At 46.9% G+C, this 22,761-nt stretch carries 22 protein-coding genes; 2 read left to right on the top strand and 20 right to left on the bottom strand.

The features are described 5' to 3' along the window. Window positions 1-52: 52 nt before the first annotated feature. Window positions 53-1,735: a DAK2 domain-containing protein gene (locus ACLTOH_RS13860; RefSeq protein ID WP_022312914.1), complete on the bottom strand. Its 1,683-nt coding sequence runs from the start codon at window positions 1,733-1,735 to the stop codon at window positions 53-55. Window positions 1,736-1,748: 13 nt separating this feature from the next. Continuing rightward, complete coding sequence (locus ACLTOH_RS13855) at window positions 1,749-2,108, bottom strand: Asp23/Gls24 family envelope stress response protein (protein ID WP_022312913.1); 360 nt, start codon at window positions 2,106-2,108, stop codon at window positions 1,749-1,751. 262 nt (window positions 2,109-2,370) lie between these two features. Between ACLTOH_RS13855 and rpmB the strand changes: the two genes are divergently transcribed. Continuing rightward, window positions 2,371-2,556 carry a 50S ribosomal protein L28 gene (gene rpmB / locus ACLTOH_RS13850; RefSeq protein ID WP_022155072.1) on the top strand — a complete coding sequence of 62 codons (186 nt, stop codon included), beginning with the start codon at window positions 2,371-2,373 and terminating at the stop codon, window positions 2,554-2,556. Window positions 2,557-2,643: 87 nt separating this feature from the next. Here the strand turns inward: rpmB and ACLTOH_RS13845 are convergent, their stop codons facing one another. From ACLTOH_RS13845 to ACLTOH_RS13825, 5 genes are read right to left on the bottom strand one after another with little or no spacing between them, the layout of a single operon-like run. Next, on the bottom strand, window positions 2,644-3,204 hold the full coding sequence (locus ACLTOH_RS13845; protein ID WP_337417269.1) for a hypothetical protein: 561 nt from the start codon (window positions 3,202-3,204) through the stop codon (window positions 2,644-2,646). 11 nt (window positions 3,205-3,215) lie between these two features. After that, window positions 3,216-3,359: a hypothetical protein gene (locus ACLTOH_RS13840; RefSeq protein WP_022312912.1), complete on the bottom strand. Its 144-nt coding sequence runs from the start codon at window positions 3,357-3,359 to the stop codon at window positions 3,216-3,218. Window positions 3,360-3,414: 55 nt separating this feature from the next. Then, entirely contained in the window at window positions 3,415-3,840 is a 426-nt protein-coding gene (locus ACLTOH_RS13835) for a GerW family sporulation protein (protein ID WP_022312911.1), read from the bottom strand. Window positions 3,841-3,863: 23 nt separating this feature from the next. Next, window positions 3,864-4,829 carry a DUF2953 domain-containing protein gene (locus ACLTOH_RS13830; protein ID WP_412123824.1) on the bottom strand — a complete coding sequence of 322 codons (966 nt, stop codon included), beginning with the start codon at window positions 4,827-4,829 and terminating at the stop codon, window positions 3,864-3,866. Continuing rightward, the gene (locus tag ACLTOH_RS13825) at window positions 4,823-5,146 is read right to left on the bottom strand and encodes a hypothetical protein (RefSeq protein WP_337545153.1); all 324 of its coding nucleotides are present in this window, start codon (window positions 5,144-5,146) and stop codon (window positions 4,823-4,825) included. Before ACLTOH_RS13825 ends, ACLTOH_RS13830 begins: the two co-directional genes overlap by 7 nt. 125 nt (window positions 5,147-5,271) lie before the next feature. On the opposite strand from ACLTOH_RS13825, the gene ACLTOH_RS13820 reads away from it, so the two are divergent. Further along, window positions 5,272-6,324 carry an HD-GYP domain-containing protein gene (locus tag ACLTOH_RS13820; RefSeq protein ID WP_118503793.1) on the top strand — a complete coding sequence of 351 codons (1,053 nt, stop codon included), beginning with the start codon at window positions 5,272-5,274 and terminating at the stop codon, window positions 6,322-6,324. Window positions 6,325-6,349: 25 nt separating this feature from the next. Here ACLTOH_RS13820 and ACLTOH_RS13815 read toward each other — a convergent pair whose 3' ends face one another. The 13 genes from ACLTOH_RS13815 to ACLTOH_RS13755 form a co-directional block, all read right to left on the bottom strand. Beyond that, the gene (locus ACLTOH_RS13815) at window positions 6,350-6,790 is read right to left on the bottom strand and encodes an NUDIX hydrolase (RefSeq protein WP_022312907.1); all 441 of its coding nucleotides are present in this window, start codon (window positions 6,788-6,790) and stop codon (window positions 6,350-6,352) included. Window positions 6,791-6,810: 20 nt separating this feature from the next. Continuing rightward, window positions 6,811-8,310, bottom strand: a complete 1,500-nt coding sequence (locus ACLTOH_RS13810; RefSeq protein ID WP_337545151.1) for a peptidoglycan D,D-transpeptidase FtsI family protein — start codon at window positions 8,308-8,310, stop codon at window positions 6,811-6,813. Continuing rightward, window positions 8,297-9,622 (bottom strand): FtsW/RodA/SpoVE family cell cycle protein, encoded by a 1,326-nt coding sequence (locus tag ACLTOH_RS13805; protein WP_118539725.1) that lies wholly within the window; start codon window positions 9,620-9,622, stop codon window positions 8,297-8,299. Before ACLTOH_RS13805 ends, ACLTOH_RS13810 begins: the two co-directional genes overlap by 14 nt. Before the next feature lie 19 nt (window positions 9,623-9,641). Beyond that, entirely contained in the window at window positions 9,642-11,867 is a 2,226-nt protein-coding gene (locus ACLTOH_RS13800) for a peptidase U32 family protein (RefSeq protein ID WP_227733221.1), read from the bottom strand. A gap of 72 nt (window positions 11,868-11,939) precedes the next feature. Further along, on the bottom strand, window positions 11,940-12,341 hold the full coding sequence (gene zapA / locus ACLTOH_RS13795) for a cell division protein ZapA (RefSeq protein ID WP_022312903.1): 402 nt from the start codon (window positions 12,339-12,341) through the stop codon (window positions 11,940-11,942). Window positions 12,342-12,467: 126 nt separating this feature from the next. Next, a complete protein-coding gene (ruvB, locus tag ACLTOH_RS13790) occupies window positions 12,468-13,457 on the bottom strand; it encodes a Holliday junction branch migration DNA helicase RuvB (protein ID WP_022312902.1) in 990 nt (329 codons plus the stop codon). Between the two features lie 15 nt (window positions 13,458-13,472). Then, the gene (gene ruvA / locus ACLTOH_RS13785; protein WP_118503787.1) at window positions 13,473-14,099 is read right to left on the bottom strand and encodes a Holliday junction branch migration protein RuvA; all 627 of its coding nucleotides are present in this window, start codon (window positions 14,097-14,099) and stop codon (window positions 13,473-13,475) included. 122 nt (window positions 14,100-14,221) lie between these two features. Continuing rightward, window positions 14,222-16,027, bottom strand: coding sequence for an ABC transporter ATP-binding protein (locus ACLTOH_RS13780; protein WP_118731085.1), 1,806 nt, complete (start codon window positions 16,025-16,027; stop codon window positions 14,222-14,224). A 253-nt stretch (window positions 16,028-16,280) separates the two neighbouring features. After that, window positions 16,281-17,300: a ketol-acid reductoisomerase gene (gene ilvC / locus ACLTOH_RS13775; protein ID WP_118503785.1), complete on the bottom strand. Its 1,020-nt coding sequence runs from the start codon at window positions 17,298-17,300 to the stop codon at window positions 16,281-16,283. 94 nt (window positions 17,301-17,394) lie between these two features. Continuing rightward, window positions 17,395-17,913 carry an acetolactate synthase small subunit gene (gene ilvN / locus ACLTOH_RS13770; protein ID WP_022312898.1) on the bottom strand — a complete coding sequence of 173 codons (519 nt, stop codon included), beginning with the start codon at window positions 17,911-17,913 and terminating at the stop codon, window positions 17,395-17,397. A gap of 126 nt (window positions 17,914-18,039) precedes the next feature. Beyond that, the gene (gene ilvN / locus ACLTOH_RS13765; RefSeq protein ID WP_022312897.1) at window positions 18,040-18,528 is read right to left on the bottom strand and encodes an acetolactate synthase small subunit; all 489 of its coding nucleotides are present in this window, start codon (window positions 18,526-18,528) and stop codon (window positions 18,040-18,042) included. A 21-nt stretch (window positions 18,529-18,549) separates the two neighbouring features. Continuing rightward, window positions 18,550-20,166, bottom strand: coding sequence for a biosynthetic-type acetolactate synthase large subunit (gene ilvB / locus ACLTOH_RS13760; protein WP_022312896.1), 1,617 nt, complete (start codon window positions 20,164-20,166; stop codon window positions 18,550-18,552). Window positions 20,167-20,218: 52 nt separating this feature from the next. Beyond that, entirely contained in the window at window positions 20,219-22,735 is a 2,517-nt protein-coding gene (locus ACLTOH_RS13755; protein WP_412224264.1) for a homocysteine S-methyltransferase family protein, read from the bottom strand. Window positions 22,736-22,761 lie beyond the last annotated feature (26 nt).

The raw sequence follows: 22,761 nt of genomic DNA, 5'->3' as shown, positions 1-22,761 counted from the left end.
GCATGCTCCGGGAGTTCGTGGATTTTGCCAATGTATTTAACTAACTTTCCATTTACTCTACAGAAACAGTATAGTAATAAATAGGTTGTCCGCCATACTGCAGTTCAATATCGCATGCAGGATAAGCCTCTTCCAGATCTGCACGCAGTGCTTCGGCAGCATCTTCTGCTACATCACAGCCATAGTATACGCTGATCAGTTCGGAATCCTCATCTACCAGCTCGGCGATCATATCACGGGTCACCTTTACCATATCGGTGCCAACGGCTACAATACCCTGATCACCGATACCCATGAAGTCATCCTTCTTGATCTCCTTGTCATCGATCACGGTATCACGTACCGCATAGGTAACCTGGCCGGTCTTGACATTCTTGATCTCACGGAGCATGGTCTCTTCATTCTCTTCCACAGACAGCTCAGGAACAAAGTTGATCACAGCAGTGATACCCTGAGGAATGGTCTTGGTGGGAATGACTAAAAGCTCCTTGTCAGTCATCAGTTCCGCTGCCTGATTGGCTGCCAGAATGATGTTTTTATTATTCGGAAGGACAAAAATGGTCTTTGCATTTACCTTGTCCACTGCATCTAAAATATCAGCCGTACTGGGGTTCATGGTCTGTCCGCCCTCGATGATATAATCCACACCGAGGCTCTTGAACAGTTCACTCAGGCCGTCACCTACAGAGACTGCCAGAAATCCTACTTCCTTGGGAGGCTGTGCAGCCTTCTCTTCTTCTGCTTTCTTCTGCGCTGCTTCTTTTTCGGAGAGCTTGAACAGCTTCTCCTGATGCTCTAAGCGCATATTGTCGATCTTCATGTTGGATAATGCACCATACTTCAATGCCTTCTGGATAGCCAGACCGGGATCATTGGTATGTACATGTACCTTGACCACATCGTCATCCGCAACACATACGATAGAATCACCAATGGACTCTAAAAATGCCTTGAAATCCATCTCTGCTTTTACGTTGAAAGGCTTATTTAACAGAATGATGAATTCGGTGCAATAACCGAACTTGATCTCTGCCTCTGCCTGTACTTCCAGAGAACTCTTGGTATCCTCTGCCTTCGCAGTAGCTGCGGGAGCTACGGTCAGATCGATCTCCTTACCTAAGAATGCGTCATACGCACCACTTAAAACTTCTACCAGACCCTGTCCGCCGGAATCCACTACGCCTGCCTGTTTTAATACGGGCAGCATCTCAGGCGTCTGGCTCAGTACGTAACGGGCATGTTCGATCACAGATCCTAAAAACTGCTCCAGATCCTCTGCACCATCTTCACACAGCTCCTTTGCCTTATCGGAAGCACCTCTTGCTACCGTAAGGATCGTACCTTCCTTCGGCTTCATAACAGCCTTGTATGCGGTCTCCACCGCTTTATCAAATGCACGGGTCAGAACAGGAATATCCAGAACCTGCTCTTCCTTGATGCTCTTGGTAAAGCCACGGAACAGCTGGGACAGGATAACACCGGAGTTACCTCTGGCACCACGCAGGGAACCGCTGGAAATAGCCTTGCACAGGGCAGCCATATCTGCATCCTCGCCCAGTGCGGACACTTCTCTTGCAGCAGACATGATCGTCATGGTCATATTGGTTCCGGTATCTCCGTCAGGAACGGGGAATACGTTCAGTTCGTTGATCCATTCCTTTTTATTCTCTAAATTCTTGGCGCCGGCTAAGAACATCTTGGAAAGCATCTTAGCGTCGATTTGTTGTAAAGCCACAATTACTTCCTCCTTAATCAATCACTCTTACACCTTCAACAAAGATGTTGATCTTTTTGATCTCAATACCGGTAAACTCTTCCACTTTGTATTTTACGTTGCTGATCAGATTGTCGGTGACAGCCAGAATGCTGACGCCGTAAGCTACGATCACGTGGAAGTCCAGAACCAGTTTATTGTTGTCCAGGGACACATTGATGCCTCTGGTGATGCTGTCCATCTTAAGCAGCTTTACCAGACCATCCTTCATGCTGACTCCGGCCATACCTACGATACCAAAGCACTCTACCGCCACGCTGCCGGCATACTGTGCAATGACTTCATTATCAATGACAATATTTCCCATATGGGTATTCATAGAAGAACCTTTCATATAGAACCTCCTTCATATTCGGATCACTTGTTTCTTCCGATATGTCTGCCTGAAAATCTACAGTTCAGACATATATAAATGTATTTTAACAGCTTTCCTTTGAAAAAGAAACAAGAAAATAAAAAAAATAAATATTTTTTGCTTGCTTTTATTTTGGTTTTCTGTTAATATATCAATGTTGTGAGCATTTCACACGTATTTTATTGAAAAAAATTGTTTAAAAGTAAGCGTACGATGCGCGTTAGATCGAGGAGGTGTCAAGATGGCTAAATGTGATATTTGCGGTAAGGGCGTTCATTTCGGTAACAACGTAAGCCATTCTCATAGAAGAAGCAACGCAATTTGGAACTCTAATGTTAAGAGCGTTAAGTGCAAGGTTAACGGCGGAGCTAGAAGAATGCATGTCTGCACCAGCTGCTTAAAATCTGGTAAAGTTGAAAGAGCTTAATCTTCTGCGATAATATTGGATTTTAAAAAGCCAGAAATGAAATTCATCATTTCTGGCTTAATTTTTTGCTTGTAATTTTCCATGCAGTTACCAGAACCGCTCTTCCTGTTTCCGTTTCAGATATTCCTTGTTGATCTGTCCGGCCAGTTCACCGTCACCGAACAGGTTGTCTGGATGAAAGATCTTGATCAGATCCCGGTATCTCTTCCGTAAAGCCAGTGGATTATTGACTCCCCGGAATAAAAGCTGTACCGCTGTAAAACTGCCTTCTCCGGGAGCCTGCCCTGTGGCCTGCTGTTCTCTGGCTTCCTCTATGAGTATCTGCCGTTCCTGTTCGAACTTCTTCCGGTCTTCTTCCAGCTGTCGGAACCCCTCCTGTAAAATGGCCATTTTCTTCTCAAAAAACAGATTCTCTTCCTTCAGCCGTTTCCGTTCCATGATTGTACGGCGGTTTAATTCATCCAGCTCGTCCCGCAGTTTCACCCGCTCATCCAGAAATTTGTTCCGGGCCTGTTCCAGTTCCGTACGCTCCTGCTCCAGCTCTGAGCGTTCCTGTTTCAGACGCATATTTTCCTGGAAAAGCCACAGTTTTATTTCTTTCAGTTCTTCGGTACTCTCTGCCTTAATGACCTCTTCCCAATCAATCATACTGCACCCTCTTACTCGCAACCACAGAAAAGATAATACCCTGCAAATAATAAAAGTGCTACCATGATCAAGCCGATAAAACGGTTATGGATCACAAGCATGAGCAGCATGCCGACAGCCACAAAAAAGAGTATCAGACCAATGATCTTCTTCATCTATCAAACGGATCCAGACTGTTCTCACTTTATTATATGCAGAGTATTTTAAATATTACTTGTCTTCTGTAGTTTTCTCTTCCTCTTCAGGAAATGCGATATCTACCACTTCCGCATCGGACATTTCTTCTTTTTCCTTCGGCTGGGTAAATTTATCTACGATATCGGGAATCATATCCAGAATCTTGGTGACTGTATCCTGATTCTTGATATTTACCAGCTTGGTGGAACCGTTTTTGATGACCAGAACCGCACTGGGGGTCATCTTACCGCCTAAGCCTCCGGCTCCGGATGCGGATTTTTTCTCGGAATTATTGCCAGCTCCGGCACCGACACCAAAGGTGACATCCACAAGCGGCAGGATGATCGTATCGCCGATCTTTGTAGCCTCACCGACTACGGTTTTAGTGGATAACACGGTATCCATACCCTTCAACAGGGATTCTACAACGCCCTGAAACTGATTCTCTTTGTCTGCCATAACAAACCTCCTGTTTTACACTGTTATTTTTTCTGTGTCTTCTGATATTGTCTGATTTTATGCAACAATTCCCGTAATCGCCGATCTAAAAGCAGTCGGACGGAATGGAATAATACACAGGCCGCGGTAAAATGTCCGGAAGCCTTGAAATCCCCTTCCAGAATCGCCTGTTCAAAATCCGGGGTAATACAGATCCCCTTTCCCAGCTTCGGAAGCACCATTCCGTAGATACCATACAGATATCCCGTAGTATCCGGAGAACCGGTGCCGACCGTGGCATTGACCGTAAGCTTTCTCGGGCGCAGCCGCTTCCAGATATGTCCGAAACGTTTCCCGGCATGTTTCAAAAGTCCCTGGGTATCTGGGTCATTCCATAGGTTCTTGTAAAATGCAATGTTTTCCAGAATATTTTTGATTTTATCACAAATCTTTCGGACTGTGTACCGGATTCTTGTAAAAAATCCGTACAGACGATCCGTAGTCTTCCCGGGAGCTTCTCCCGCTGGCTCTGGTGTTCCCGGTTCCGGGATTCCGGAATCCTCCCTTTCCGCAGCAGACTCAACATCTGCGGCCGTTGCCGAGAATGCCGTGGGATCTTCTGCTTCGATCAGCTTAGGCGTCCCGACAGATTCCGTGGTATGTTCTTCTGTTGTCTGCTCCGCAGAAGCGGGTGTTTTCTCGTTCCCTGTCGTTTCCGTAGATGTCCGGTCTGTTTTCTCAGGCTTCTCTACGGAAGAATCATATAGCGTAAAGAATAAAAACTTTACGTAAATTTTCCCGGGATCAGGATAATCGCAGTTCATCCGCAATAGACCGAACAGCCATTTTACTCTCGCGGTGATAAAGAATTCCTCTACCGTCCGTTTTCCGGCAGCTTTGTAAGAAATCGGAAAGAACAGAACCAGGAGAATTACCACCAGTGCGATTCCCAACAGGATCAGAAGCACGATCCCAAGAATACTCAATATTTTAAAAAGAATCGTCAACATAGTAAATACTCCCGCAGATTACAGTCCCCTCTGGCTTTCAGGCACTCTCCGGTGACCCGTTCGATCAGCTGCAGCGCATCCTCGTAGCCGGAAGCCATACCGAGAACGAGAAATTCTTCGTCCTTATAATGAGGCTGTACCAACTGTCTGGCATCAAAAATATCCAGCTGATCCGCGGGATTTCTGGCCGGAGTGATCAGATATACATTGGCCAGAAGAGGCTTTTTATTCAGCCTCTTTTTTAGTTTATCCAGTTTTTCCGGCGCGATGCCCTCTCCAAGATAGAGATTTTGCGCAAACTTCAGCTTTCCTGCCATACACAAGTTCCTTAAATCTTTTTCTCCTAGTATAGCATAGTTTCCTTTATATTACAATTTTTGTTACTTGACTTTTTAGTATGATATTTTATACTTGAATTAGTACAAATGAGGAGGATACAGCTTTGAAGGTTATTACGAAAATGGAGTTACAGCCGGATATGGTCCTGGGGGAGGACATTCTGGATCAGGATCGTGTGATCTACCCTGCAGGAACCACCATCACTCCGCAGATCATTGAAAAATTGAAACGGTACAATCTGGTATGTGTCACCATAATGGAAGATGTTGATTTCGCCACTACACATTATGCCAAGATTCGTTTTGATTCTAATTTCAAAGCATTCGAACGTGCTTATCCGTTGTTTTTGGGACAATATAAATTAGCCATGAAACAACTGCTGATCATGGGAAGAAAACCGGCGGATATTATTCTGCTGACAATTTACAACGAATTGTATTATTATATTACTTCCGGCCCGGTACTGTTAGACTATCTGTACAATCTGATGCCCAGTGAGGATGAACTCACCTATACCCAGGGACTGAATGCCGCTCTTCTGGCGGGGACCTTCGCTGACTGGCTGGGAATGAGCGAAGAAGAGAAAAATACCCTGATCCTCTGCGGTTTCTATTATGATATCGGCAAGCTGCAGCTGCCCTATGAACTGTTATGGAAGCCCGGCAAACTGACGGATGAAGAATTCAAAGTTATCAAGACTCATCCTGTAGTCGGTTATACCACCGTACGTAATCAGGATCTGAATGAGCATGTGAAAAATGCTGTGATCATGCATCACGAACGACTCGATGGCAGCGGCTATCCTTACCATATGTCCGGACAGAGAATTGATGTCTTCGCAAGGTATATTGCCATTATTGATGCCTATATTGCCATGGCGTCTCCCAGAACCTACCGTAATGCGTTGACACCGTTACAGATTCTTGGAAATTTCGAAAAGAGTCTGGATAAATATGACGTGGAATTATTGATGCCGATCATGAAACGTATTGCAGATGCCCAGATCGGAACCAGCGTGGAACTGAATGACGGAAGCATCTGGGAAGTACTGATCATTCATCCCAACAAATACTCCCGTCCCATTTTAAAAAATGATAAAAACGAATTTGTAGATCTCTTGCAGAGACCGGATCTGGAAATCGTCAAAAATGTTTAAAAATATTTCAGAAAAGCAGGAATAATCAATTTTTCCATTGATTATTCCTTTTTCTTTCCTGATAATCCGCATAGGCTTTTTCCAGAATCTGCTTTTCATTGGCAAATTTCAGAAGATGATATGCTTCATGATATTTGTAAAAGCCGGAATCCACAAAATACTCTTCTCTCTGGGGCTTGCTGTAATAGCTGTCCGTTCCCATCAGATACCAGTGGACTTCCTTCTCCACCACATCTTCCGGTACGGTAAAAGAATACTCGCTTCTGCCGATATAATCTACAATGTATGCCTTGGAACCGCTTTCCTCCAGCACTTCCCTGAGTGCGGTCTCCTCATGGGTCTCCCCGGCTTCGACGGTACCCTTCGGCAATACCCAGCCTTCATATTTATTCTTAATGTTCTTATACAGCAGCAGGATCTTCCCACGGAAGATCACAACGCCACCGCAACTGGTAGCCTCTATCATGATTCTTTTGACTCCTCCGATCACTCTTTCTGGTTGAAGTAAGCATCAAACAGACGTCTTGCAATGGGAACTGCGTAATCACCGCCACTTCCTGCACCCTCTACGATAATGGTGACACAGACTTCCGGGTCTTCTGCGGGAGCAAAACCGGTAAACCAGGCATGGCTGTCACCCTTGATATTATTGTATTCCGCAGAACCTGTCTTACCGGCAGCCGTATAGTTTAAACCTCTTAACTTGGAAGCAGTTCCCTCTTCCACAACATCGGTCATCAACTGTTTCAGAATCGCAGATTCGTCCTCTGTCATCAGACGGCCGTATTCCGATGCCTTAAAGCTTTTTACCACAGTACCTTCATCATTTTCCACATGATCAATGACATAGGGCTTCATCAGAACACCATCGTTGGCAATGGCACAGGTGATCATATTCAGATGCATCGGTGTGATCTGGGTCTTACCCTGACCGATGGAGGTCTGCATCATTTCCGAGGAAGGTGTACTTTCGGAGACGATAGCCGAGCTTTTGGCATAATTCAGCGTAAGTGGCAGATCTTTATTGAACAAAAGGTCATTCAGTGTCTCCTGAAAAGCCTCTCTGTCCAGGCTCATTCCAATATTGGCAAAGGACGAGTTACAGGATTTTGCAAAGGACTTCTGAAAGCTGACCTGTCCGTGACTGGAACCGTGATAACAACTGATTTTGCTGTCTCCCACCCGGAAAGAACCATTACAGTTATAAGAATAATTCTGATACGTGGTGGGATTCTCCCGGATATATTCCAATGCCGTTACGATCTTGAAGGTGGATCCGGGCGGATAAAGTCCCTGGGTGGCGCGGTTCAACAGTACTGTACTGGAATCATTGTCGATCAGATCATCCCAGATCTCCGGAATGGTATTCGGATCAAAATCAGGATGAGACACCATAGCAAGGATCTTGCCGGTAGACACTTCCGTTACAATGATGGCGCCACGATAAATATCCAGCTGGTCGTTGGCCACCTGCTGGATATGGACATCCAGTGTGGTATATACATTATCTCCGGGGTTCTTTTTTCCGGCAGTATCGTTCTTCACCTTATTGCTCAGGGAAGTATTGGTGTTGATCAGATAGTAATTGGCCAGAGCCTCCACTCCCATCCGTCCCTGCGTGGAATAGCCCACGATATGGGAGAACAGATTCTTATACGGATAGTTTCGAGTCTCCTCTTCATCCGCATCCAGTATCGTCTCTGCCAGAACATCCCCATCCCTGGAATAAATGGATCCGCGGTAATTGCGGGACAGCAGAATCTGCTGACGGGAATTATAACTGTTGTTGATCATATCCTGTTCGCTGGTTGCCACAAAATGACCCAGATAGACCAACAGGCACAAGAACAGGACACCGATGCTTCCGGCAGAAAGCCAGATTTCACGCTGGTTGCCCATACGTTTTCTGTTCCGGGCGTCCTTTTTGCGGTCGGCATCTTTTTTCTGTGTATTTTTCTGCGTATTCTGCGCCTTATTTTCTGCCACCTCTGCGCTCTCCTTCCTTCTGCAGGCGAATATAGATTCCCTGTATAATGAAAAACATGATCATGGTCGTCATGACGGAACTTCCTCCATAGCTGATGAAAGGAAGTGTCACTCCGGTCAGCGGAATGAACTTGGTACCGCCGCCAATGGTCAGGAATATCTGGAAAATATACATAATACCGATGCCGTATACGATCAGCTGATAGAATCTGTCATGAATGCATACTGCCACCCGCATCATTTCCAGAAAACTGCTGACACAGATCAGGATCAGACATATTCCGAAGATCACGCCCAGTTCCTCGCAGATGGAAGAAAAGATAAAATCCGCTTCCACATAAGGAATCGCTGTGGGATTACCTTTTAACAGTCCCATGCCGAACCAGCTTCCACTGCCGATGGCAAATAATGACTGGGTGATCTGATAGCCTTTATTGTCAATATATTTCCAGGGATCCTGCCAGGCCAGTACTCTGACCCGTACATGATCGAACAGCTGATAAGCCAGATAAGAAGCCGCACCTCCGCCGACAAGTCCTGCCAGAAGATACAGATAATTTCTTGTGGCAGCAAAAACCACAAAAACAAAGCCCACGAAAAAGATCAAAGCACTTCCCAGGTCCTTGGATACTACCAGGATCACCACATGGGCTCCCGCAATGATCGCCGTCAGAACGACTCTCTGGAAGGAGACATTTTCCCACAACGCTCCCGCCAGAAAGAACAGGAACAGGATCTTGACGAATTCCGAAGGCTGGAACGTGATTCCTCCCAGGGAAAATGAAATCTTGGAACCATGGGTCACCTCTCCCAGGATCAGCACCGTACTGAGCAGCGCAATTCCCAACGTGGCATACAGCCAGGTGATCTTCTTAAAAAAGTGGATCTTTCCCAGCAGATACGGAACCAGCAGGGAAAAGATCAGAGATACCAGTACGATCACATATTGCCGGATGGCCTTGTCAAAAGATAATCTCGATACGATGCAAAGACCGATTCCCAGAAGCATACACATATTATTCAGCAAAAGTCTGTTAATATTCTCGTAGATCAGCGATACCATCGTGATCGTAGCAAACAGAAAGATCAGTATAAATGCAAAGAAAAACAAATACTGAAAATCTCCGCTGACAAGGGACAGGTTCAGAAAACAGAGGACCTGCACCAGAAACATCAAAAGATCCTGTAAAATAAATACTCCACGATGCTTCTCTCCCACCGGATACCGAAAGGTATAAAAACAGCTTGCCGTATATAACACCATAAAAAAGGCGATAAAATATTTGGATAATTCAATCACATATTCCTGCATGGATCCAAAACCTTTCTGTCTATTCTACTCCACGTTTTTCATGACCGGTGGTATATTCCCCATAGGGCAATTCCTTACGGGTACCGGCAAAATACTCCAGGACTTCCAAAGTCTCGGTCTCATTTTCCGTGGTAAAATCCAGCCGTCTGGTCACCAGGCCGCTCCATTTACATAATTCCTTGTGCAAGGAAAGCGGAACACTGTTATAGATCACATTAAAACAGTGGGTACAATTCCGCTGAACCGGAAATCTTTTATGATAGCGGTCGATCAGATCCAATGCCTTCGGATTCTCCTGCGGCTGACACCGGTCAGTGGTCTTCTGCACGCAGTTGGCGGTGACCATCATAGGGATCCTGCCGTATATTACTTTTTCCGCAGGAAACGCAGGATCCAGAATGTCCCTCTGCTCTGCGGCGTTCAGCTCCAACGGCAGACAATAGCCGTCTAAGAATGCCTTCCAGAAATCCCGGCTGGTCCGGTTCCAGAGATACAGACTATGATCCCCATAGATTTCTTTTCCGGTAAAATTCCATTGTTTTAATAACGCGATATGTTCCATGTTTGCTGCCTGAAAGCCATTTATATATGCCAGATTTTCCAGCAGCAATTTCCGTAATTTTTCAAGATACTGCCCATCCCGCAGGCGCAGGATCTTCGGCAGAGCGATCACAGATTGGATCTCTTTTTCAGTAAGGCTTCTCAAAATCTTCTCCGCAGCGGACGGATCCTGTAACAGGAAATCCGCATCCAGATAGAGTCTGAGTTGTCCGGCGGTTCTGACCGGATCTTTCCAGAAGGATGAACCGCAAAAGCCCTGCCATTGTTCCGGGGTCCGTATCGTGATAGCCCATTTTTCATCGGATTTTTGAGACTTTATACTATCGTTTTTCCGAAAATCACCATCGTCAGCCAGTGTCGGAGCTTTTTCGGAAGTTCTCTCATAAGGGAAGCCGTTTGCAAGGATCACTTGCTCTTCCAGCAGGGCAAGTCCCTTTCGGCGTAACTCGTTGATAGCTTTTAACGGGTAGAAAGCATTGTCACTTACCCGGATTCCGAGGGAGTCCTCCAGATGGAAGTGACTGTCGCCAAGTTTCCCCAGCTGTTTTGCTATATTTTCCTGTGTGATGGGCTGTCGGGAAGCTTCTTCTACCACATTCCCTTCTACGGTGACGGCACTCTCTCCGGTCCACAAATACAATTTTGCGGTCTCCCCGGTCAGAAATTCAGCCTGCATGGATACCGGAATGGTCAGCCTGTGTTCCAGATGCTTCTTCCGGATATTCTGAAGCAAAGTCTCATCACTACCGCTGTAAGCCGGGCTGTCCAGAGTCACCATCTCCCCGCCGTTGTGCTTGTGATAATAACCATCCTGTCTCTCACTGCGGATATAGAGGCAGGAAAGCGTATGCATATCTGCCGCAGAAATCTTCTGAGGAGCTTTGGAATCCGCATAATACCGGTCAATATATTTGCGATAAATTGCCGTAACTCCGGCGGCATATTCCGGCTTCTTCATACGGCCTTCGATCTTAAAGGAGTCGATCCCTGCCTCCAGAAGCTCCGGAATATATTCAATGGTACACATATCTTTCAGGCTTAAAGGATAACATTCCTTCGGATGTTTTCCAGTGGTATAGGGCAGGCGACAAGGCTGGGCACAACGTCCTCTGTTGCCACTTCTGCCCCCCAGAATACTGCTGAACAGGCACTGTCCGGAATAGCAATAACACATGGCTCCATGGATAAAGCATTCGATCTCAAGCCCAGTGACTTCCTTGATCTTGCGGATCTCCGCAAGGCTCAGCTCTCTGGCGGGAACTACACGACAGGCCCCCTGTTCCTTCAGAAAAGCTGCCCCATACTCCCCTGTAATGGTCATCTGAGTGCTTCCATGGAGTTCCATCCCTGGAAAATGTTCTCTGAGATATGCAAACACTCCCATGTCCTGGACAATCACCCCATCCAGTCCGGCCCGGTAATAGGGCAATACATATTCATACAGTCCGGAAAATTCCGATTCTTTAACCAGTGTGTTTACCGTCAGATATACTTTTCGCTGAAAAAGATGAGCATACCGGATGCAGGCAATCAGTTCTTCTTCCGAAAAATTTTCCGCATAAGCTCTGGCCCCGAAACGGCTGCCACCCAGATATATAGCATCTGCACCGGCATGGATAGCCCCGTAAAAGGCTTCCGCATTTCCGGCAGGTGCCAGTAATTCTACTTTTTTTGCTGCTTTCATAGATTTCAGATTTCCTCTATTGCATTCGATTCATATAAGCAAATAGCTGCCCGAAAACGGACAGCTATCAATTTATTTGTCTTTTAATTCTGTCTCCAGACGTACAATCTTCTTGGCGTCTTCATTTAACTGCTTTTGCAGTTCCTTCCCCTGCTTTTCTGCATTTTCCAGTTTGATCTGTGCTGAAATCAGTTCATGCTTCAGATCATAAAGCTCTTTTTCCTTGCCCTGCAGTTCTTCCTCCAGAATGGAGATCTGCTTCTTGGCTTTAAAATAATCATCTGCAATATTCAACTGGAGCAGAATGTTCTGCTTATCCAGAGGTTGTCTGCGAAAGCCGTCCAGCTTCCCGTATTCGGTAATCTTTCCATTGATGTAGGAAGCAATTTTCTGCATATAATCTTCACTTTCATAGCCGCTTAAAGTAAATACTTTTCCGCCTATGATCACTTCTGTATCTGTCTTAGGTGACATCTCCACACCCCTCTTAACACTCTTTTGAAAAACACAATATATGCCATTTACGCAAAAATATAATACAAGATTTATTATATATCAGAATGTATAGGGTGGCAAGTAAAATTTCGTAAGCTGCACGTATCAATTCAGTCCCAGATGATGATAGGTAAGATCTGTGACTACACGGCCTTTGGGTGTTCTGTTCAGAAATCCGTTCTTGATCAGATAGGGTTCGTAGACATCCTCTATCGTACCGGCATCTTCACCGATGGCAGCTGCCAGGGTATCCAGACCCACGGGACCTCCGTCGAATTTCTCAATGATCGTGACCAGAATATTGCGGTCGATATGGTCCAGTCCCATCTTATCGACATCCATCAGATCCAATGCCGTTCTGGCTACCTCCTCGGTAATGATCCCGTCGTATTTAACCTGTGCAAAGTCACGGACACGTTTTAAGATCCGGTTCGCCAGTCTCGGTGTACCGCGGCTTCTTCTGGCCATTTCCTTTGCTCCGGCCGGTTCGATCTCCACGTCCAGGATCCGGGCGGAATGCATGATGATCTGCTGTAATTCCTCTATGGTATAAAATTCCAGATGATGGATCATGCCGAAACGATCCCGCAGAGGTGCAGTCAGAAGTCCGGCACGGGTGGTCGCTCCCACCAGAGTGAATTTCGGCAGCTCCAGACGCACAGATCTGGCACTGGAACCCTTTCCGATCATAATATCGATGCAGTAATCCTCCATGGCCGGGTACAGTACCTCTTCCACCTGACGGTTCAGCCGATGGATTTCATCCACGAATAACAGATCTCCCTCCTCCAGATTGTTCAGGATCGCCGCCATTTCACCGGGCTTTTCAATCGCAGGGCCACTGGTCACCTTCATATGCACACCCATTTCGTTGGCTATGATTCCTGCCAGCGTGGTCTTGCCCAGTCCGGGAGGTCCATAGAACAACACATGGTCCAGTGCATCTCCGCGCTGCTTGGCTGCGGTAATATACACCTTCAGGTTCTCTTTGATCTTGGACTGGCCGATATAGTCATCCAGTGTCTGGGGCCGCAGAGAGCCTTCCAGTTTGATATCTTCTTCTGTGATATTTGTCTCTATCATTCTTCTAGGCATAATTTATCCGGTTCCTTAAAACAATTTTTTCAGGGCAGCTTTCAGAATCGCGCCGGAATCCATGGTCTCCACATCCTCAAGGGCATTGACAGCCTTGAGGCTCTCTGCCTGTCCGTATCCCAGTGCCACCAGTGCTTCCACGGCTTCCTTTTTCTTCTCACTGTCAATGTGCAGGCTGCCGGCAGTCAGGATTCCCTGGGCTCCGCCTGCGGCGATCTCTCTGGAGATCAGTGTATCATCAATGGAGAGCTTATCTTTTAATTCCAGAATCAGGCGCTGCGCCGTCCGGGCTCCCACTCCCGGGGCCCTGGAGATTGCCTTGGCATCCCCGGACATAATGGCAAACCGCAGAGCATCTGCATCCATGACCGATAATATTGCCAGCGCTCCCTTTGGACCGATTCCGCTGACTGTAATGCACAGCTTGAACATTTCCAGATCACTTCGGGAGAGAAAACCATATAGTAAAAAAGCATCTTCCTTCACATAGGTATAAGTGTAAAGCCGAACTTCTTCTCCGATTCCCGGCAGCCTGGAGGCTGTATCCGCAGAAATCCTTACATTGATGCCAAATCCGTTGACATCGATCACAGCGTTATCTACCGTGGCATCTTCCAAAAAGCCATTCACATATGCAAACATATATACTAAGTCCTCGTCTTTCCTGTCCTGCAAATAGTAACCTGTAAAAATCGGCTACGATATGTTTATCATACCATAGCCGAACATATGTTTCAAGCAACTTTTCTGTTTTCTGATTTCCATCAGCTCTGAATCTGTTTCAACTGATAAAATTCTCCCTGCAGAGCCATAAGTTCTTCATAAGTGCCGTACTCTGCGCAGCGACCGTCTGCAATGACCGCGATCCTGTCGGCATCCCGGATGGTGGACAGTCTGTGGGCCACGATAAAGGTGGTACGCCCTTCTGTCAGATTGTTCAGCGCCTGCTGGATCAGCTTTTCTGAAATACTGTCCAGAGCCGAGGTGGCTTCATCCAGTACGATCACCTTCGGATCCCGGATCAGTGCTCTGGCAATGGAGATACGCTGTCTCTGACCGCCAGACAGTTTGCCGCCGTGCTCTCCCACCATGGTATCCAGACCCTTAGGCAGTGATGCGATCAGATCCGACAGATTGGCAGCTTTGATCACTTTCTGCAGTTCTTCCTCCGACACATTTTCGCAACCGTAAGTGATATTGTCACGGATCGTTCCGGAGAACAGGATCGAAGTCTGGGGAACTACAGCCAGGTGCTTTCGGTAGGTGCGTAGATCGATCTTACTGATATCCTTGCCATCGATCAGGACTTTTCCGCTTTCCGCCTGATTAAAACCAATGACCAGATTCAGGATCGTAGACTTTCCGGCGCCGGATTCTCCCACCAGTGCAATAGTCTCTCCCGATTTCACATGAAGATTCAGATGGTTCAATACATTATGTTCGTTATTTTTATAATGGAAACATACGTCCTCAAAATCAAAAGTACCGGTCACCTGTTCCAGTTTTTCCTTGCCCTCATTATCTTCGATATCTTCAGATAACAATACTTCACCGATGGAATTGACGGATTCAATACCCTTGGCAATGGTAGGCAGCAGGGTGACGATGGAGGACACCTGATTGACTACCGTGGCAAAATAACTCTGGTACAATGTGATATCGCCTGCCTGAATTTTGCCGCCAATGGCCAGATATCCGGTAAATGCCAGACAGATCACCTGGAAGATCTGGAATACTGCCCAGCCCACCGAGCCAAACAATGCCTGGATCAGATCCAGTTTGTAGCCTTTTTCCGCCACAGCAAAAAGCTGGCCGCTCATTTTTGCCACTTCTTCGTCCTCCAGGGCATGTGCTCTAGTCACAGGCACAAGTTCCACCATTTCCATGACTCTGGCGGAAGTCTCTTCCATTTCCTTACGGAATTCAGTATTCCGTTTTTTCATGATATTCCGGAAAGTGACCATGGTGATGGCTGCTACCGGTGTGGTCAAAAGGAAAAAGATAAATACGATCCGGCTCTTGCTGATGGTGACCACCAGCGCCACACCGATATTCAGCGCAATGTTCAGAATGCTTAAAAATAACTGTGTGGAAAGCCCCTCTACCGCTTCCACGTCACGCATGATCTTGGACTGCAATCGCCCGGACTGAGTCTCCACATGATAGGAAATGGATAACTGCTGAAGCTTTCGGATCAATGCTTTCCTCAGTCCCGTCTCCGCATAGCGGGTGGCCAGACTCTTGTAGGAAGTATACAGATAGTTCATCGGAATGTTCAGCAGGATCAGCCCTGCTTCCAGAATACTGTAAAAAATAATGTTCCGAAAAGTATCCGGGTTGTGGGATGTCACATCATTGATGATATTGGCCGTAATGATCGGCAGTACCCAGACGCAGGCATGCTTTGCAAAAAAGCAGATGACTGCCAGAACAAATTTATGATAATTTCCCTTGTACAGATGCACTAACGTCCGCAGAGGATGCCCCTGATTGTTCCGGTAACATTCGATAAACCAGCTTTCGGTATCCATTTTCTGCCTGGGAGAGGTTTTTGCTTCAAAATCTTTCATACCGCTTTTCATGCCTTTCCGTGATCTGCGCATTTATGTCTTTTCCTGTCCACAGATCTGTTTCATGTTTCAATGCCACGTTTCTATTTTTCGGGCTTACTTATTCATTTTATCGCAATTAATATGTATTTTCCAGTTTGTTTTTGCGGTTTTCCTTTGAAAACAACTGATTTTTTGTCAAAACAAGGCTGTGTCAGAACTTTTACATTCTTACACAGCCCTTTTGTCATAGCATTGGATTTTTTACAGTTGATTAGTTGTTGATCAGCTTATCACTCTCGTTGTTCCAGCTGTAAAGCTTACGGATCTCTTCGCCGACCTTCTCGGAAGGATGCTCAGCAGCAAGCTTTCTCATAGCCTTGAAGTGAACCTGCTTGCCTGCGGGAGACATATCTAACAGGAATTCCTTAGCAAAAGTACCATCCTGAATATCGGACAGGATCTTCTTCATGGTCTTCTTGGTCTCCTCGGTGATCAGCTTGGGGCCGGTGATGTAGTCACCATACTCAGCGGTGTTGGAGATAGAATATCTCATGCCTGCGAAACCACTCTGGTAGATCAGATCTACGATCAGCTTCATCTCATGGATACACTCGAAGTATGCATTTCTGGGATCGTAACCAGCCTCAACCAGAGTCTCGAAACCAGCCTGCATCAGAGCACATACGCCGCCACACAGAACTGCCTGCTCACCGAACAGATCGGTCTCGGTCTCGGTTCTGAAAGTGGTCTCCAGAACGCCTGCTCTTGCGCCGCCGATACCCAGTGCATAAGCCAGTGCCAGATCCTGAGCCTTACCGGTTGCATCCTGCTCTACAGCGATCAGACAGGGAACACCCTTACCAGCCTGATACTCACTTCTTACGGTATGTCCGGGTCCCTTGGGAGCGATCATGGTAACATCAACGTTCTTGGGAGGTACGATACATCCGAAATGAATGTTGAAACCATGAGCGAACATCAGCATATTGCCCTCTTCCAGGTTGGGCTCGATGTCGTTCTTGTACAGATCAGCCTGCTTCTCATCATTGATCAGGATCATGATGATGTCAGCACGCTTTGCAGCTTCTGCAGCGGTGAATACTTCGAACCCCTGTGCCTCAGCCTTTGCCCAGGACTTGGAGCCCTCGTACAGACCGATGATAACATGACATCCGGAATCCTTCAGGTTCAGTGCATGTGCATGACCCTGGCTGCCGTAGCCGATAATTGCGATAGTCTTACCCTCTAATAAAGAGAGATTACAATCTTCCTGATAAAAAATCTTAGCCATTTTCTTCTCCTCCGTTATGAGACATAAAATTTATAACTGATAGGGATCTTCCCTAGAGCTAACATAAAGTGTGAGGTCTTACGCCTGTCAGTCCTCAATCTTCAATATAGGTAACGTTCTCGATACCTCTTCCCAGACCTGTGATACCGGTTCTGGCAAGCTCCAACACTTCGTACTCTTCCGTAAAACGCTGGATCAGCGCATTGACCTTGCTGTGATTACCGGTAAATTCAACGATCAGATTCTCCGCACCTACATCAATGATCTTCGCACGGAAATTGTTGGCAAGGAATTCTACCCCCTGGCGAATCTCCAGACGCTTTTCGGGATCTACTTTCACCTTGACCAGTACCAGTTCGCGGTACACGCTGTCATCCGGGTCCAGTTCCTTAATATCCCGGACATCCACAAGTTTTCCCACCTGCTTCTCGATCTGTTCCAGAATATCGTCATCTCCCGATGTCACAATGGTGATTCTGGTAAAACGGGGATCGGCGGTCACACCTGCCGTAATACTTTCGATGTTGTAACCGCGACGGGAAAACAATCCGGCAATACGGCTCAACACACCTGAAGTGTTGTCAACCAACAGCTGAAATACTTTTTTCTGCATGAATATCTACCATACCTTTCGTATTTCTACAGCCGTCCTCCCTGACGGAGCAGCAACTGTATTCTTAATATAGCAAGATGACTACAGAATGTCAATTAGTGAATTTAACATTATGATTGATGTATTTTAATCATCATTTTCCGTGCATTTTGATAATGCCAAGGTTCCTGTTCGAGCTACTTCCACAATACTGATGGTCTGAAGCATCTTGATCAGAGTGTCGATTTTCTCCGGAGCATCGCAAATCTGCAGCATCATAAAGTGTTTTGACATATCTACGATCTCTGTTTTCATAATGTCACAGATTTCTATAATATCCCTACGATTATTCTTGTTATATTTAACTTTTAATAACATTAATTCCCGGGTATAGCACTGTTCCTGGGACAAAGTCTTCACTTTGATGACATCCAGTTTCTTATTCAGCTGCTTTTCAATCTGCTCTAGGGTACGCTCATCACCGGAGCTTACAATGGTCATACAGGAAACTGCATGGTCATCAGTCTCTCCCACGGCAAGGCTGTCAATATTAAAACATCTTCTGGAGAACAGACCGGCTACCTTGCACAGAACACCGGAACGGTTCTCTACCAATACGGAATATATTCTCTTCATTTTAAGTACAGCTCCCTTCCGTTATTTTACCAGATCCATCGGATCGATCAGACATTCTAACAGCATGGTATTGTCTTCCGCCAGAAAAGCGTCCAGAATCTCATCCACGTGTTCCATGTTGTTCAATCGCAGATACGGAATATCATAGGCCGCAGATAATTTCTCCAGATCCGGGCTTCCGGACAGATCCACGACAGAATAATGATCTTTGTAGGTATAGTGCTGGTATTCCCTTACCATACCCAGATAATTGTTCTTTAGCACGATGATCTTTACCGGGATATTGTGCTGTCTGATCGTAGCCAGCTCCATCATGGACATCTGAAAGGAACCGTCACCGCATACCGCAATAACCTGCTTATCCATGGCCGCTGTCTTGGCTCCCATGGCTGCCGGAATAGAATAACCCATGGTTCCCATACCGCCGGAGGTCAGGAATTTGCCTTTTTTCACAATGTGATAGCCACAGGACCAGATCTGATTCTGTCCCACGTCCGCCACATAGACACCGTCCTCCTGCATCTTCTCGGAAAGTCTTGTGATAAATGCTGCAGGATCCACATAATCGGGATTGGGGGTTCTCTTCTTCTCCATGGTAGAACGATATTCATTCAATGTAGTGAGCCATTCCTCGTAGTTACAGTCAAATTCTTCTTTCTGAAAATCCTGGAAGATGTGTTTTGCATCACCTACCAGTGGAATGGAAGGACCCGCATTTTTGCCGATCTCCGCAGGATCCACGTCAATGTGCACCAGCACTTTGTTTCTTGTGATGAGATCCGGCTGACTGACCGCGCGATCTGCCACTCTGGCTCCCACCATGATCAGCAGATCCGATTCGTTCATGGCACGGTTGGCATAAGTCTTACCGTTATTGCCCACCATTCCATAATAAAGCGGATGTTCGGTAGGCATAACACCGATACCCATCATGGTGGACACCACGGGAATACCGTGTTCTTCCGCAAAGCTGCGCAGCTCCTCCTCGGCCTCACTGAGCAGGACTCCTCCTCCGGCACAGATAATGGGACGTTTCGCCCGCTCCAGCTCTTTGATAACCTTCTTGATCTGCACGGCATGTCCTTTGACGGTAGGCTTGTAGGTACGTAGATTCACTTCTTCCGGATAATGGAAATTTTTGATCGTTGCATTCTGGATATCAATGGGAATATCGATCAATACCGGCCCTTTTCTACCGGTATTGGCAATATAAAATGCTTCCTTGAACACTCTGGGAATATCATTTACATTTTTCACCAGATAGCTGTATTTTACAAAAGATTCCACGGCGCCGGTAATATCCGCCTCCTGGAACACATCACTGCCCAGCAGTTCACTGTTGACCTGACCGGTAATGCAGATCATGGGGATACTGTCAGCAAATGCCGTGGCAATACCGGTGATCACATTGGTGGCACCGGGGCCGGAGGTCACCGCACATACACCGGGTCTTCCGGTCATACGGGCAACACCGCTGGCCGCATGGGCCGCGTTCTGTTCTGTACGGATCAACACCGTTTTGATGTCAGAATCCAGAATGCTGTTGAAAAAAGGACATATGGCAACACCGGGATATCCGAAAACAGTACTTACCCCCTCTGCTTCCAGACATTTAATAATCGCATCTGCTCCAATCATTTTGCTTTGCTCCTTTATCTATACTCCATTATTTCTGTTGTTTCAGACTCTTTTACATCAGGCTTTTGGCCAGTTTCACGGCATCCGCCGCATCCTTGGAATAGCCGTCGGCACCGATCTCATCCGCATATTCCTGCGTAATGACAGCGCCGCCGATGATGATCTTGGCGGTGATGCCTTCTTCTTTTGCGGCTGCCACGATCTCCCGCATTCTCTGCATGGTGGTGGTCATCAGTGCTGACAGGGCAATAAATTCCGCATGATGTTCTTTCGCCGACTCCAGAATTTTCGCCTGCGGCACATCCTTGCCCAGATCGATCACATGGAATCCGTGGTTTTTTAACATCAGTGCCACCAGATTCTTGCCGATATCATGGATATCTCCTTCCACCGTGGCAATGACCACCACCGGCATTTCTTCTCCGGTACCTCCGGTCTGCAGCAACGGTTCCAGCACCTCGATGGAATTCTTCATGGCTTCCGCACTGGCAATCAGCTGCGGCAGAAAATACTTGCCCTGATCAAAGAATTCACCTACCTGATTAATGGCGGGAAGCAGTACCTGATTCAATAGCTCCGCAGGTTTCTCTCCGCTTTCCAATGCTTCCTTCGTGATCTTTACAATGCCGTTACGGTTGCCTTTCAGTACCGCCGTCTTCAGCTTGTCCTGCATTTCATTGATCTGCGGACCGTTATCAGCAGTCGTTTCTTTGGCGGCATTGCCGGCAGTGCCTGTCTTGGCGGTTGTTCCCTGATTTTCCAGCAGGGCCAGTTTTTTTGCCAGTTCCACTTCTTTCTCTTCTCTGCGCTCCCTGACGCCACCGGCGTACTCGATATAGCGAAGAGCGGCTTCTTCTTTGTTCAACAGCAGATCCGCAGCCAAAGCACAGCTCATCAGAAGTTCCTGGGAAGGATTGGCAATAGCCATGGTCAGTCCCGCCTGAATTGCCAGCGTCAGGAATGCGGTATTAACAAAACTTCTCTCCGGCATGGCGAAGGAAATGTTGGACAGACCGCAGATCGTGGCAAAACCGTTCTCTTTGCAATAGCGGATGGTCTCCAACGTTTCCAGTGCAGCTTTCGGATTGGCACCTACCGTTGCCACCAGACCGTCCACCACGATATCTTCTTTGCACATTCCCAGAGAAAGTGCCCGGTCATAAATCTTGTGAATAATCTCTTTCTTCTCTTCTATATCCTTGGGCAGTCCCGCATCCGACAAAGGAAGCAGGATAAACATAGCACCGTATTTGGCTACAATGGGAAGTAGTTTTTCAAATTTTTCCGTCTCCAGAGATACAGAATTGACCAGAGCACGTCCGGGATAATTACGCAGTGCAGCTTCTAAGACTTCCACGTAGCTGGAATCCAGGGAAAGAGGCAGGTTCGTGACACCGCTGACTTCCTCCAGAGCCCGAAGCATGCTGGCTTTCTCGTCGATACCGCTCATGCCCATATTGATATCCAGTACCTTGGCACCGCAGGCGTCCTGTTCTTCGGCAAACTGTATCACCTTTTCAAAGCTGCCCTCACGAAGCTGTGCCTGAAGTGCTTTCTTGCCGGTAGGATTGATACGTTCTCCCACAACGAAAAAGCCGTCATCCAGCCCAAAGCTGTGGGTAATACGTTCGGAGGTCAGATACCGAATTCCATCCGGTCTTCGGGATGCTGCAACCTTCGCATCTGTACCAAATCGTTCATGGATCTGTCTTATGAATTCCGGAGTGGTACCACAACAGCCGCCAAGAATCGTAGCTCCGGCATTGACCAGTACTTCCATCTCTTCTGCAAACTCTTCTGCTTCCATGTTGTAGCAGGTAGTTCCGTTTTCATCCAGAAAAGGAAGTCCGGCATTGGGTTTTGCAATTACAGGAATTCTGGTATGGGACACCATCTCCGAAATAATGCTCTCCATCTGAGCCGGACCTGTGGAACAGTTGGCACCGATAGCACTGGCCCCCAGGCTTTCCAACACAATGGCCGCCGTTTTCGCATCCGTACCGAACAAAGTTCTTCCATCCGCTTCAAAGGTCAGTGTAGCGATTACCGGCAAATCACAGACTTCTTTCGCCGCGATCAGTGCCGCTCTGGTCTCCGCCAGGCTCATCATGGTCTCCACCACCAGAAGATCCGCCCCGGCATCCACCAGACAAAGAATCTGCTCTTTATAAATATCGATCAGTGTTTCCAGCTCCATTTTTCCCATGGGCTTTAACTGTTCACCAGTCATTGTGAGATCACCGGCCACATAAACCGGATGTCCCGGAGTACTCTCTGCCGCTTTCTTCGAAATAGCCACCAGATCACGAATCATGGAAGTCATATTTTTTTCCAGATGATATTCCGCCAGTTTGACGCGATTGGCGGTAAAGGTAGGGGCATACAGGATATTGGTTCCCGCCTGCACGTAATCCTTCTGTAATTGCAGCATGACATCCTGATGCTCCAGGATCCACTGCTCCGGGCAGACGCCGGAAGGCATTCCTGCCTTCACCAGATTGGATCCTGTAGCGCCGTCCAGATATAAAATATGGTCTTTACTTAACGTAATAAATTCTTCTCTTGTCATAGTTCTCTTTTCCTGTATCTTGATTC

Source organism: Waltera sp. (assembly GCF_046969025.1).
Taxonomy (GTDB): domain Bacteria; phylum Bacillota; class Clostridia; order Lachnospirales; family Lachnospiraceae; genus Acetatifactor; species Acetatifactor acetigignens.
This window is presented reverse-complemented; position numbering and strand designations above follow the sequence as displayed.